Raw genomic sequence first — 13,260 nt, 5'->3', positions numbered from 1 at the left:
ATGCACGTCGCCATCCCGCTCTACCCCGGGTTCACCGCCCTGGACGCCGTCGGTCCTTACACGGTGATGGCCTTCGCCCCCGGATGCACGGTCACGTTCGTGGCCGCCGAACCAGGCCCGGTGCTCGACGACCGTGGCAGCCTCACCCTCATTGCGACGGCGACCTACGCCGAACTGCCGAACCCGGACATGATCATCGTCCCCGGTGGAACCGGCACGGCGGAGGCGCTGTCCGACACCGCCCTGGTCGGCTGGATCGCCCAGGCGCACGAGCAGACCCGCTGGACGACCTCGGTGTGCAGCGGCGCGTTCCTGCTGGTCGCCGCGGGTCTGCTGAAGGGTAGGAAGGCCACCACCCACTGGGGGTGGCTGAACGACCTCGCGGGCTTCGGCACCGAACCCGTGAGCGAGCGCGTGGTCGTGGACGGCAAGATCGTGACAGCGGCGGGCGTCTCAGCGGGTATCGACATGGCCTTGACCCTCCTGGCTCAGGCGAGCGACGTGGCGACGGCGCAGGCGGTGCAACTCGCGATCGAGTACGCCCCCGAGCCGCCGTTCGACGCGGGTACGCCGAAGACCGCCCCGGCCGGTCTCACCGAACGGGCCCTGAGCCTGATCGGTCCGATCGGCTGAGCGGCCGTCAGAACGCTCGCGGCCGGCGACGGTCTCGGCGATGGTGCTCACGCCGGCGCGTAGGTGAGGGCCAGGACCCCGCTGCCGAAGGTCTTCGAATCCACGAGCTTCAGCGGAATCTGATCGCCGTCTGCCTCGAAGAGCCGCTCCCCGCCGCCCACGACGATCGGGTGCACGAGCAGGCGAAGCTCGTCGACCAGGCCGGCACGAAGCAGTGACCGGACGAGAGTGGTGCTACCGGTGACCGAGATGTCCTTACCGGGCTGCCCCTTCAGCTTGCCGACCTGGGTGACGGCGTCGCCGGTGAGCACGATCGAGTTCTGCCACTCGGCGGTCTCCAAGGTCGACGAGACCACCACTTTCCGGATGGCGTTCAGCTGGGCGGCCACCGGATCGCCCGCACCCGCGTTCGCGAAGGCGCCGGCGAACGTCTGGTAGGTCACCCGGCCCAGCAGCAGCGTGTCCGACTCCAGCATCTGCGACATGATCCTCTGACCCATCTCGTCATCGAGATAGGGGAAGTGCCACTTCTCCGGCGACTCGACGACGCCGTCCAGTGACATGAACTCTCCCACGACGATCTTCCTCATGATCTGCTCCCGACTCGATGGTGGTAGCCGGCCGTTCGACCGGCCCCTACTGACGCGTCGATCGGGGAGGAGGCGGATCGACAAGCACAGAGATTTTTTTCGGGATGCCGCTACCTGCTGGAACGCTCGCGATGATCACTGCGCCGGTAGCTCGTCGTCTGGGCGGGTGACAGCGCTCGGTATCCGGTCGGGCGCTTGCTCGATCCTGAGAGGGGCTTGTGTCGGAGGCTGCCAGGGGGGCGAGGTCACCCCGTCCCCCTGGCCGGTCACGTCGCCTGAGGGTTCACGTCATGTAGATGCACGCCGAGGCGGCAGTGGCCATGCCGATCAGGACGGAAAAGCAGACTGAGCTTACAAACGCAAGGCGCTTCACCGTTGAAGCCTCTCTCTTTATCCGTGTATATGCTGACTAGTCTGGACATCGAACGGAGATCACCTTACATCGAGTCCCTCTGTAGCGCGCACGAATTAAGTGCACCCGCCGAGGATGAAAACTTCTCATGTTCGAGCGGCCGAACTTCGCTCCGGATTTGTATCGATTCGACCAGTTTGGGCGGTGTGGGATATCACTCGGCGGGTGCGGTGCAATTCCATTGCACGGCCTAGTAATCGGGCGCCTCGACGGCTCCATGGAGATACGATTGGACGTCCTGTGCCTCGGGGACGCCGAGTCGTTCGTACAGCCGCAGAGCCTGCTTCCAGCATCTGCGGGCCTGCGCGTGGCCTCGTGTACGCATGAGGGCGGTTCCCATGCCCTCGAGGGCCTTGGCCTCCCAGAACGGGTCGCCGATCCGGCGTGCGAGCTCGAGTGTCCGCTGGTAGCGGTCCAAGGCGGCGGCATGGCGGCCGGAGTTCAGGAACGTCTCGCCGATGCCACGAAGAGCCTGGATCTCGCCGTAGAGATCAGCGGTCTGTTCCGAAAGGGCAAGGGCCTTCTGGTGATGGACGAGTGCCTCGCCATCTCGCCCCATGAGTTGAAATGTTGCACCAATGCCGAGGAGAGTTTCTATTTCACTACGCCGGTCGCCGATTTCTTGATAGGTGAGAAGCGCTTTTCGGTAATTGTGCAGTGCATCGTCATGATGCCCGGTGTGCCGGTATACGCCACCCATATTGGAGAGCCAGATTGCCGCGTGCTGGCGCCCCATCTCCGAGGTGATGGCAGCAGCTTTATTGTAGTAGTCGTGTGCGACGGCGACCCGGCCGAGGCGCAAGGAGAGATCGCCGGCGTTGTTCAGCGCCATCATCTGACCGTGCGGGTCATCACCGATCTCGGCATAGATGTCCAGTGAGCGCTGTCGATGGTTGATCGCCTCGCGATATCGGCCGGTATGAGCGAGAAAAATGGCCGTGTGGTCCAGGCACACGGCTTCGCCGCGACGATCCTCTGTCGAGCGACGGATCGCCAACGCCTTCCGGCCGCTGGCGAGTGCCTCTCTGAACCGGGATTGGTGCCATAGTACGAGCCCCGTGTGGTCCAGAATGTCGGCCTCACCGCGCCGGTCGGACACAGATCGAAAGATTTCGAGGGAACTCTTGGCATATTTGAGCGCATCGTCGTACTGACCGGTGCGGAAACGCACATGGCTTAGGTCGGACAGAGCCTGTGCCACGCCGATTCGCTCTCCGGTCTCGCGCCACGCCGTGGCGGCCCGCTCGTGCAGGCGGCCCGCCGTCTCCCAGTGACCCGAGGTGTCGAGATATCCGGCGAGCACCTGGGCGAGCAGGGCCATGTGTCTCGGCAGGCCTTGGGCAGCGGCATGGTCGGCGACACTGAGGAGGTTGTCGTGTTCGCTCTTCATCCAGTCCCGCGCCTGATCGGCCGTGTCGATGGGGGCGGGATCGGCCGAACTAGGTGGGCCATCGACACTGATCCGCCGCCGATGGGGATAGAGCAACCGGTCGGCGCGTTCGGCTGTGGCCAGATAGTGATCGAGGATTCGCCCGACGGTGCGTCGTCGCTCGGCTTCTGGGTCGTCGCGTTCCGCTAGGTGGCGGGCGAAGTCACGGACGAGGTCGTGGAACCGGTAACGGCCCGGAGCCGGCTCGGTGATGAGGTGATGCTCCACGAGGTCGTCGAGCATTCGATCGGCCTCGCGGGGACCGCTCCCGATGGCGGCTGCGGCGGCGTGCGCGGTGATGTCCGAACCGAGATGGAGGCCGAGGCGCCGGAACGCGGTCCGTAACTGCGGGGCGAGCCCGTCGTAGGACTCCTCGAATGCGGCGGTGAGCTCGCGGTTCTCCGCGCGGATCTCCGCTAGCCGCCGGTTGTCCTGCTCCAGCCGAGCGGCCAGGTCGCCGACGCTCCATGCCGGACGGTGCCGGAGCCGGTTGCCCACAAGTTGTACGGCCATCGGCAAGTAGCCGCACTGCCGTACCACCCGGGCGATGTCCTGTTCGTTCATGGCGCGCCCAAGGCCGGCGGCCAGGGTGAACAACGTGGCGGTGTCGGTGGGCGAGAGAACGTCGAGCGATTTCGTCACGACGTTGTCCAGACCGACCAGGCGCCGTCGGCTGGTGACCAGGGCCAGGCACTGGGGATTGCCCGTCACCAGAGGGCGAATCTGCTCGTGCCCGGCGGCGTCGTCCAGGAGTAGAAGAACACGGCGGTTGGCGAGCTCGGCTTGCCAGAGCGCCGCACGGTCGCGGGTATTTCCTGGAATACGACCGGCGGGAACACCAAGCAGGCGGAGCAGCATGTCCAATGCGGTGCTGGCGTCGACCGCCGACTGCGCATGATGAGCGCGCAGGTCGAGGTAGAGCTGCCCGTCCGGGTAACGATCGGCCAGGCGGTGGGCGAGGCGGACGGCGAAGACGGACTTGCCGATTCCTGGCATGCCGTCTATTGCGATGACAGCGGGTGATGCTTCCCTACCCAGGGTAGGCAATCGGGCCGGGCCAACCGTCGTCAGCAGCTCGTCGATCTCCTCGTCGCGTCCGATGAGGAAGCGAAGGTCGAGCGGCAGGTTGTTGGGAGGCTGCGCGTCGGCCGGTCGGCTCCGTGGTGTTGGAAGCAGCGTCCGGTCGCCGCGCAGGATTCGCAGGTGCAGGTCCTGGAGATCCGGGGCCGCGTCTGTCGCGTATTCCTCGCGGAGGCGATGACTTGCCTGGTGGAAGACACGCAGTGCGTCCGCCTGCCGACCGCAGCAGTAGAGCGCCACCATGAGATGTCCGACGAGCTTCTCGTTGAAGGGATAGCGCTCGGTGAGCTCGGAGAGTTCCCGTACCAGGTCGGCGTGGTGGCCCAGGCGCAGCTCGATCGTGATGCGTTCGTCAGTGGCCGCCAATAAATCGTCTTCGATGCTCTGCCGGGCGCGTATGGCCCAGCCACCGGAGAGATCGGCGAGCGGATCGGCCCGCCAGAGCCGGGCCGCCTCACGGTGCAGGGTGAGGGCGTGCTCGTCGTCACCGCTCTCGGCGATGGCGCGGGCCTGTGTGCGGAGTAGCCGGAACTTCTCCCGGTCAATTATCTCGTGATCCACCCGCAGGACGTAGCTACTCGACTGAGCCGAATCAATGCGAATCTCATCGCTGATTCGATGGAACCGCCGTCGCAGTCGAGAGATATAGCTGTAAAGGTTGTCTCGAGCCCTTGGTGGCGGGTTGTCGTCCCATACGCGACTGACGAGTTTCTCGGTGGAGACCGGCTGACCCGGTGTCAGCAGCAGAACCGCGAGCACGCAGCGTTCCTTGACCGTTCCAAGGTCGTACCGCCGGCCGTCTGCCCACAGTTCAATGGGACCAAGGATTCGGAACTCCACTAACGCCCTCATGTAAGAGGAATGTCCTGTCTGTCCTGCCTCCTTATCTTTCATGGTCAGGAGCCGCATGGCTAGAACCGTGGTTCCGTCGTGCTGACCGATAAGGGCCATCTAACGCGAACCGCAATACCAAGACGTAGTCAAGGTGCCGTCAAGGTGTTCATCAAGGAGGCCGGTCAAGGCTGGCCATGAGGTCGTTGACCTCGGCCGGAGACCGGAGCTTTGAGGATATGCGGACGCGAGGGGATCACAGGAAAGTGAGGTCCGTTCACTGGCGCCGGTCCCGAGTCGCAGAGCCAAGGCGTTCAGGAGGATGCCATGTCGTGCAACGAATGGGTTCGAGGGCCGTTCGGGTTGGACGCGGCCAAGGGGGCGACCGTACGTGGGCAGCGGACCGTGCTCGCCGTCGCCCACCATCTAACCGCCGCGACGCGGTTGGCCGATGTGCTGCCACTGTTGGAGAGCGATCGCAGGATCCAGGTCGTCTACACCGCCGCGCCGGCGTCGATCTTCACTGGAGGTCTGATCGAGTACCTTCGCGGCCTCGGCGGGCTGTTGGTTCCCTGGGAACAGGCGACGAGGGTCGCCTTCGACCTCGCCGTTTCCGCGAGCCACGGCATGCTGGAGAACGTGCACGCGCCGATCCTGACGCTGCCGCATGGATCAGGCCCCGGAAAGCTCTTCGGCCGGATGCACGGGCTCGGACCGCCGGCGGCGCGCCCGGTGACGAGTCTGATGCGCGAACGGCTGGTCGTCGGCGGACGAGTCGTACCCTCATCGATCATCCTCGCGCACGAGCGGCACCGGCGGCTGCTGGAACGGGAGTGCCCCGAGGCTCTCCCCGTGGCGACCGTCGGAGGGGACCCGTGCATGGATCGGCTGTCGGCGAGCCTGCCGCACCGGGAGGCATATCGCCGCGCATTCGGAGTGGGCCCATCTCAGCGACTCGTCTTCGTCACGTCGACCTGGAACAGGGGATCGCTGCTGGGCCAGTGCTTCGACCCGCTGCTACGGGTGGCCACCGAACTGCACCGTGCGAGGTACCGGGTCGTGGCGGCACTGCATCCTCACACCTGGACGTGGCATGGTCGCAGGCAGGTGAGGTCGTGGCACGCCGAATGCGTACGGCTGGGCGTACGACTGCTGCCGCCCGAGGAGGGATGGCAGGCCGCGCTGGTCGCCGCCGACCGAGTCATCGGGGATCACGGCTCTGTGAGCTACTACGGAGCGGCGCTGGGCGTGCCGGTGCTGCTCGGCGCCTTTCCGGAGGATGATGTCGCTCCCGGCTCCCACATCGCCCGGCTCGGCGCGATCGCACCACGGTTGGACTGGGACAAGCCCATCCGACCGCAACTGGACGAGGCCGTCCACGCGTATGGCGCCGAGGTCTACGCCGCCCTTCGGGACGACCTCACGTCCGTGCCAGGCGGATCGGCCCGGATCCTGCGCCGGGAGATGTACCGCCTCATGCGCCTGCCCGAGCCGGAGTGCCCACCGCGGGTGAATCCGGCTCCCCTGCCGTGCCTCCGTGAAGCGCAGGCCGCCTGATGAGCGAGGCGGCGGTTCTCGTACGGGTACGGCTGGAACCGTACGAGCGCCGTTCCCATACGAGGTGGGGCACGGAGCCGGCGCGCGTGTTGGTCCGAGCCCCGAACACATCCGGCGTCATCGCGGAACTGCAGCGGTTCCCGATAACGGCGCTTCTCAACGACTCACTGGTTCTCGGTGGCCGGAGGGGGAGGATGTTCGTCGATGAACATCTGGTCGCTGGTCCCGACCAGAGGGATGCGTCTTGGTTGTCCACAGCCGATGTGGTCGTACGCCGGGCGGCGGAACCGGAGCCGGCACCAAGGTCACCGGCCGATCTGCACACCCGTTTCCCGGGCTGTCTCGTCGCGGCGCTCGTTCATCGCGGTCAGGGATGCGTGGTGACGACCGCTACCGGATGGCAGGCGCGGTTCACTCCGCTGCGGATGGGGAAATCTGGTGAGGTCGACGCGGACGCCTGGTCGTACGCCTCCTTGGTCCATGCGTGGATGGTGGCCGACCGACCGCTCGACGTACTGAACTCCGCCGTCCTCATCGTGGCGAACGGCCTGACGACGGTTCGGGTCAGCGCGTTGCGAACGTCATGGAGAGTCGATGCCGCGATCGCGTGATTTGTCAGATTGCTCGTTGAGAGCGAGCCGGTCGCCGACCTCCCGCGCCTGGGGGGCGCCCAGTTCGGTGTAGATGGCGAACGCCTTGTGCAGGTGTTCTCGTTCGACGCCCACCTCACCGCGTCGCGCGGCTAGGTGGGCGAGCGCGGCGTGTACTCCGGCGTTCTCGTGACGGGCCCCGCTCTGCTCGGTTATCAGCAGGGACCTGCCCAGTACGTCGCCGGCGTCATCGAGTCGCCCGGCCAGGAGATGGCTGTTCGCGAGGCAGGTCAGCGTACGAGCCTGGTGGTACGGCTCATCCGCCTCCTCGAAGAACCGCAGTGCGGCGGAGAGGTTCTCGACCGCCTCGGCATGGCGACCGGCGCCGCTGAAGGCCTCACCGATGTGGCGCCGCATCAGCGCGACGCCACGAGGGCGGCCGAGCCGCTGATGGATGCGCTGAGCACGGGTGAAGAATTCGATGGCGGGGTCGATGTTCCCGGTGGCCAGCTCGGCGATACCGAGGCCCTCCAGCGCGGACGCCTCACCGATCTGGTGGTCCGCCTCCTGCTCGAGCCGGAGTGCAAGATGGTGGTGCTGCCTGGCGGCCTCGAAGTCCTTCAGGTTGAGATAGGCGAACCCGAGTGCTTCGAGCATGCGCGCCTCGGCCACGGGGTCGCCGCAGGCACGTGCCGCCGCGATGCCGATCTCGTGGGCTTCGATCCATTGGCGGTAGTGCTTGTGGAGCAGGAACAGCCCCCATAGTGCTTCACAGATCTGCCAAACGGCCTCATGGAGCCCATGGCGGTGTGCTGCTTTCAGGACCGCCATGTAGTTCCCGAGCTCCAGCTCGAGCCAGGCGAGTGCGGCCGCTCTGTTCTCGAATGAGACCGGGCGTTCGGCGCCGTAGTACCTGCCGAGATGCCATCTGCCCGGCATGATGGCGACGTCCGCGGACACCGCGGCCTGAAGGTAGCGCTTCACCAGCCGTACGAGTGCGGCCTGACGTTCGTCGCCGGAGGTGCTCTCCGCCAGTTTGGCCCGAGCATGCAGTCGGATCAGATCATGGAAACGGTACCGATCTTCAGACCCCTCATCGAGAAGATTCGCGTCGGTCAGGATGCCCAGGAGACGGTCGGCCTCGGAATGCGCGACATCGGCAAGCGTCGCCGCGGCCGCGGTATCGAAGTCGGCTCCGGGATGCAGACCGAGCAGGCGATAGAGACGGGCGGCGCCTTCCGGCAGAGCTCGGTACGAAAGGTCGAAGACGGCTTGGACGGAGACATCGTCTTCCAGGCTGAGGGCGGACAGTCTGCGGGTCTCGTCGGTCAGTTCCCCGACAACACGCGCGATCGGCCAGCGGCGACGGGTGGCCAGGCGAGCCCCCGAAGCGCAGAGCGCGAGGGGGAGCCGACCGCACAAGGCCACGAGAGATAAGGCTTCGGACATCTCCGCCTCCATCCGTTCGAAGCCCACGATGTGATGCAGCAACTCCACGGCACCCGACTCTTGCAATGGACTCACATCGAAGAACTGCGCACCCTCCATGACCAGCCCGGACAACCGTCGCCGGGTCGTCACCACGACGAGGGCAGGTCCAGGCCCTGGTAGCAACGGACGCACCTGGGCCGCGGAGGCGGCGTTGTCAAGCATGACGATCAGACGTCGGCCCGCGGTCAATGAACGGAACAGTGCCGCCTGTTCATCCAGGTCGATCGGAACGCTCTCTGCCGCAATGCCGAGTGCCCGCAAGAAACTTTCCAAGGGTTCGCTCGACGGTGTGGGGTGGACATCCGAGAATCCACGCAAGTCGACGAAGAGTTGGCCGTCCTCGTATTCGTCCCGGATCTGATTCAGCCAGTGCAGGCCCAAGGTGGTCTTGCCGACCCCTCCCGCCCCATTGATCACTACCAGGGTCGGATGGTCGGCAGATACAGGGCGATCGGTCAGTCGCTGTAGATGTCCGACCTCGTCATGACGGTCAGCGAAAAATCCGGGAGATGGCAACTGGGCCGGTATTGGGAGCTGTGCTTGGTTTCCTACGTTAAACTGGATTCCGCCATAAATGGATCGTGCTTGCACGCTAGAGCCGTGTATGGTCCCGCTCAAACGGTTGTATGTCGAGGTGACAGGAGTTTGGGTAACGTCCGGGCGTCCCTTACCTGCTTTAGGGTTGCTCAAAACTTGCACTCCGAGACTTGCGTTCGCCAAAGCCTCCTAAACGTAGCTTCGACGCTTCGGGGGTTCAAGTGAGCAAATCGCTATCGCCGTGTTTGTGATTGTTGATGACGTCACCGTAACCGGCCTGATGAGGACGCTCGGCGCTGTGCTGCTCGAGGATGACCTTAGATCGGCGAAGTACTCGATCGGCTCGCTGATCATGTTCCCTCGTCGCGCCGTGAGCACCGCCTGATGCCGATACCCGGCGAGGAATATCTCGGCACCGGGCAGCCTTGGACCTGTCAATGACGCACGGCCATGCGGACAGCTCGGCGAGCAGGTCATGATGCGGTTGGGCTGTCATGCATGGTGGTGGCTGCGGAATTCTCTGATGGGATCGTCCATATGAACACACGAGGACACAGCATCGAGGTCACACCTGGATCGGACCAGGTCGTGGTGCGGGTGAACGACACGATCGTGGCCACCTCCTCACGGCCCCTGGTGCTCACCGAGACCGGTTCGCCGGTGCGGTACTACCTGCCGGCCGACGACGTGAAGATGGACCTGTTCACGCCTTCGGAGACCACCTCGCACTGCCCGTTCAAGGGCGACGCCGTCTACTGGTCGGTGGACACCGGCGACGGCCTCGCCGAGGACGTGGTCTGGTCATATCCGGAGCCGTTCCCGAATGTCGAGGAGATCGCCGGTCGGCTCGCCTTCTGGACCGAGAAGCCGGATGTCACCCTCGAGGTGAACGGCCAGGCCGGCTGACCCGGCCGCCTGGAAGGACGGCGGGGACGAGCTCCCGTCGTCGAGCCGGTCTGCCCTGCATCACACCGGAACCGGGCACCTGTGGTGACGATGGCGCGCGCTGGATGGCATCGTGTGCGGATGGCCCGAGATCTGGACGAAGCGCTCGCGGACGCCGAGCTCGCCGCCTTCGTCCGTGCGGTACGGGACGAACCGGGCCCCTCGGCGCGGCGACTGGGAGCACCGGCGCTGCGGGAGGCCCAGCGGGCCAGGGCCCTGGCCCGGCCGGCCGGCCCACCGCTCGCCATGGTCGAGGACCTGTCCGCCGCCAGCGTCGCGGTGCGGCTCTACCGCCCGGCGCTCGAGCCCCGGCCGCTCGTGGTGTTCCTGCACGGTGGCATGTGGACGATCGGCGACCTGGAGTCGCATGACCGGGCCTGTCGCCGGCTCGCGCTGGGCGCGGACACCGCCGTGCTGGCGGTGGACTTCCGGCGGGCGCCCGAGCATCCGTGGCCGTCCGCTGTGGACGATGCCGTGACGGTCATGCGGTGGGCCGCCGGCCGGCCGCCCGAACTGACGGAGAGAACCGGACCGCTCGTCATCGCGGGCGACAGCTCCGGCGGGAACCTGGCCGCTCTGGCGTGCCTGCGGCTGCGAGACGAGGGCGGGCCGATGCCGGACGCCCAGGTGCTGATCTATCCCAACACCGACCTCACGCTGTCGCAGCCCAGCGTCATCGAGAAGGGCACCGGATGGGGGCTGGACGCCGACGCCGTCGCATGGGGCGCCGAACAGTGGGTTCCCGATCCGGCGCTACGGGCCGACCCGCGGATCAGCCCGCTGCACGCCGCCGAGCCGGCCGGGCTGCCGCCCGCACTGGTCGTCACCGCCGAACACGACCCACTGCGTGACGAGGGCGACGCGTACGCCGTGCGGCTGAGCGAGGCGGGCGTGGCCGTCCGGCATCGCTGTGAGCCCCGGATGATCCACGGGTTCCTGACGCTCGACACCGTCTCCCCGGCCGCGGCACAGGCGGGTGAGCGTCTCTTCGCCGATATCGCGGACCTGCTCACCGGTACGACCGGACCGGCCTGATCCCGCTGGGACTGCCGAAGGGAGAGCCACGCGTCTGGGCTCCGTGACAGAATCCGGAACCGATCAGGTGATCTGGGCGAATGGGACAGTTGGTCCGGCCACGGGCGACCGCTGAGCCTGACTGCCGGCGGCCGACATCAGCGCCTGAGATCCGCGTTCGATGTCGGCGCCGCGCGTCGGGCGGCCACTGGAGCGCGTATGACCTCTGACATCGTCGAGCGGCTCTACAGGGCGTTCGCGGATGTGCGGCGACCGGCGCGCGTCGAGGGATGCCCGTGCTGTGTGGAGCCCGACGCGGACCGGCCGCTGCTCACTCGTCCACTACGTGCGCTCACCGCCCAGGATCTGTCGAGGTACGGCGCGAAGGCGCTCAACACCTGGGGCGGCGCCGACGACTTCCGCTACTTCGCACCGCGGCTGCTGGAGCTGTCCACGGCCGGTGACCTCGACTGGCCCGACATTGAGATCGTCTTCGGCAAGCTCGCTCAGGCGGGCTGGCCGCAATGGCCGCAGAGGCGGGCCATCGAGGAGTTCATGGCCGCGTTCTGGTCGGACACGCTCGCCCGCCATCCCAGGCGTCCGCGCATCGACGCGGTGCTGTGCGCGCTCGGCTGTGCCGGCGCCGACCTGGCCGTACGGCTCACCGAATGGGAGGAGTTGGCCGGCGAACCGCCGGTCCGGCACCTTCACGAGCTGGCCACCTCAGAACTGACCTGGAGCAGGGGCCGTCCGCGCCTGCGCAACGCGTTCTGGGACACGACCGGCCCGCAGTACCGCGAAGTGATCGACTGGCTTACCGGCGGTGCCGCTGCGGCGGCGGTATCGGCCGCGTTCGCTCGCGCGGACTCCGAGGAGCGGCTCGGGTTGCTCGCGGAGATCGATCAAGCGCTCGCCGGATAGTCCAGAGGGCGCCTGCGCAGTGTTCGGTTCCGGCGATTCAGTGCTTGGTCCAGAGCACGGAATAGCGCCACAGCAGGTGGCGGCGGAACCGCGCGCCGGGCAGCAGCCGATCGGCCTCCGCGCGGACCTGACCCCAGCTCATGTCCGGGTCCATCATGGGGACGTCGGCGGGATCGCCCCGGCCTGGCCGCAGCCGGTTGGCCTGCGCCACAGGCACGCCGAATCCGCTGATCAGCCAGTCCAGCGGCGTGTGATTGCGGGCCAGGCCGACGATCGCCAGCCGTCCGCCGGGACGCACCAGCCGGGCCATCTCGGTCACGGCACGGGTGAAGTCCATGTGGTGCACGGTGGCCACCGCGCACACGAAGTCGTAGCCGCCGGCGGGAAGGTCATGGGCGAGGAGGTCGGCCTCGACGAACGAGGTGTTGCCGATCCCCGCGCTGAGCCGCCGGGCAAGATCGATCATCGGCGCCGAGCGGTCCAGACCGGTCACCCGCCCGGCGCGCGCGGCCAGCTTGCGGACGAGCAGGCCGTCTCCGCACCCGATGTCCAGTGCCGCCGCACAGCCGGCCGGAACCGCGTCGAGAACGACCGGGTGGTAGGCGACGTTGTGGTTCCAGTACTCGGCCATCCGCGCCATCGTAGAAGCTTCGGCCTCGGGAAGATTCGCCGGACGAGCCGGCTCGCGTCCACGCGTCGGCCAGGACCAGCCGGCTACGGCTACGCTCGCTTCGTGAGCGCTGTCTGGGAACCCGCGGCGGCGGGCGTGCTACGACTGCCGTCGGGCCGGCTCGTTCGCGGCCGGGGACTCAGACGTCCTCTCCCGGCAGGGCCGGTGCCCGCCTTCGCGCTGTATCTGCTGCGCCGCGAACCGCCTCCGGTCCCCTGGGAGGCACGCTGGCTTCGCTGGCCGGACTTCTGGTTGCCGTCCGACCGCACTGCCTTCGGCGTTGCGCTGCGCGAGGCATGGGCGCGTGCCGAGACCGAACGCGTCGAGATCGCCTGCGCCGGCGGACGTGGCCGCACCGGTACGGCCCTGGCCTGCCTCGCCGTACTGGACGGGGTGCCCAATCACGAGGCGGTCGCCTACGTCCGCGAGCACTACGCGTCTCACGCGGTAGAGACGCCCTGGCAACGCCGCTTCGTCGCCGGATTCCAGTAGGGGTCCTGCCCGTCAGCCGCCGCTACCGGCCGTCGCGCCGACCCGGGTGTACCTTCCGGGCCACGGCA

At 67.0% G+C, this 13,260-nt stretch carries 12 protein-coding genes; 8 read left to right on the top strand and 4 right to left on the bottom strand.

Features of this window, described 5'->3' with window-relative positions:
- Positions 1 to 633 carry a DJ-1/PfpI family protein gene (locus HKK72_RS03600; protein WP_187232781.1) on the top strand — a complete coding sequence of 211 codons (633 nt, stop codon included), beginning with the start codon at positions 1 to 3 and terminating at the stop codon, positions 631 to 633.
- Between the two features lie 47 nt (positions 634 to 680).
- Here the strand turns inward: HKK72_RS03600 and HKK72_RS03595 are convergent, their stop codons facing one another.
- A complete protein-coding gene (locus HKK72_RS03595) occupies positions 681 to 1,223 on the bottom strand; it encodes a dihydrofolate reductase family protein (protein WP_187232780.1) in 543 nt (180 codons plus the stop codon).
- Positions 1,224 to 1,825: 602 nt separating this feature from the next.
- Positions 1,826 to 5,053, bottom strand: a complete 3,228-nt coding sequence (locus HKK72_RS03590; protein WP_187232779.1) for an AfsR/SARP family transcriptional regulator — start codon at positions 5,051 to 5,053, stop codon at positions 1,826 to 1,828.
- Between the two features lie 249 nt (positions 5,054 to 5,302).
- Here HKK72_RS03590 and HKK72_RS03585 point away from each other — a divergent pair, with 249 nt between their 5' ends.
- Both HKK72_RS03585 and HKK72_RS03580 read left to right on the top strand, forming a co-directional pair.
- Positions 5,303 to 6,532, top strand: a complete 1,230-nt coding sequence (locus HKK72_RS03585) for a hypothetical protein (protein ID WP_187232778.1) — start codon at positions 5,303 to 5,305, stop codon at positions 6,530 to 6,532.
- Between the two features lie 380 nt (positions 6,533 to 6,912).
- Positions 6,913 to 7,143: a hypothetical protein gene (locus tag HKK72_RS03580; RefSeq protein WP_187232777.1), complete on the top strand. Its 231-nt coding sequence runs from the start codon at positions 6,913 to 6,915 to the stop codon at positions 7,141 to 7,143.
- On the opposite strand, the gene HKK72_RS03575 is transcribed toward HKK72_RS03580, so the two are convergent.
- Positions 7,114 to 9,303, bottom strand: a complete 2,190-nt coding sequence (locus tag HKK72_RS03575) for an ATP-binding protein (protein ID WP_187232776.1) — start codon at positions 9,301 to 9,303, stop codon at positions 7,114 to 7,116. The two genes, HKK72_RS03580 and HKK72_RS03575, sit on opposite strands and share 30 nt — an antisense overlap.
- 94 nt (positions 9,304 to 9,397) lie before the next feature.
- Here HKK72_RS03575 and HKK72_RS03570 point away from each other — a divergent pair, with 94 nt between their 5' ends.
- The 4 genes from HKK72_RS03570 (at position 9,398) to HKK72_RS03555 (ending at position 12,030) form a co-directional block, all read left to right on the top strand.
- Entirely contained in the window at positions 9,398 to 9,535 is a 138-nt protein-coding gene (locus HKK72_RS03570) for a hypothetical protein (protein WP_187232775.1), read from the top strand.
- 152 nt (positions 9,536 to 9,687) lie between these two features.
- Complete coding sequence (locus HKK72_RS03565) at positions 9,688 to 10,056, top strand: DUF427 domain-containing protein (RefSeq protein ID WP_187232774.1); 369 nt, start codon at positions 9,688 to 9,690, stop codon at positions 10,054 to 10,056.
- Positions 10,057 to 10,176: 120 nt separating this feature from the next.
- Complete coding sequence (locus HKK72_RS03560; protein WP_187232773.1) at positions 10,177 to 11,130, top strand: alpha/beta hydrolase; 954 nt, start codon at positions 10,177 to 10,179, stop codon at positions 11,128 to 11,130.
- A 198-nt stretch (positions 11,131 to 11,328) separates the two neighbouring features.
- Positions 11,329 to 12,030 carry a hypothetical protein gene (locus tag HKK72_RS03555; protein ID WP_187232772.1) on the top strand — a complete coding sequence of 234 codons (702 nt, stop codon included), beginning with the start codon at positions 11,329 to 11,331 and terminating at the stop codon, positions 12,028 to 12,030.
- 37 nt (positions 12,031 to 12,067) lie between these two features.
- Here the strand turns inward: HKK72_RS03555 and HKK72_RS03550 are convergent, their stop codons facing one another.
- Entirely contained in the window at positions 12,068 to 12,661 is a 594-nt protein-coding gene (locus tag HKK72_RS03550) for a class I SAM-dependent methyltransferase (protein ID WP_187232771.1), read from the bottom strand.
- Positions 12,662 to 12,763: 102 nt separating this feature from the next.
- Here HKK72_RS03550 and HKK72_RS03545 point away from each other — a divergent pair, with 102 nt between their 5' ends.
- A complete protein-coding gene (locus tag HKK72_RS03545; protein WP_187232770.1) occupies positions 12,764 to 13,192 on the top strand; it encodes a protein phosphatase in 429 nt (142 codons plus the stop codon).
- Positions 13,193 to 13,260: the final 68 nt, after the last annotated feature.

The sequence above is a fragment of the Actinomadura sp. HBU206391 genome (assembly GCF_014323665.1).
In the GTDB taxonomy this organism is placed as follows: Bacteria; Actinomycetota; Actinomycetes; order Streptosporangiales; family Streptosporangiaceae; genus Actinomadura_C.
This window is presented reverse-complemented; position numbering and strand designations above follow the sequence as displayed.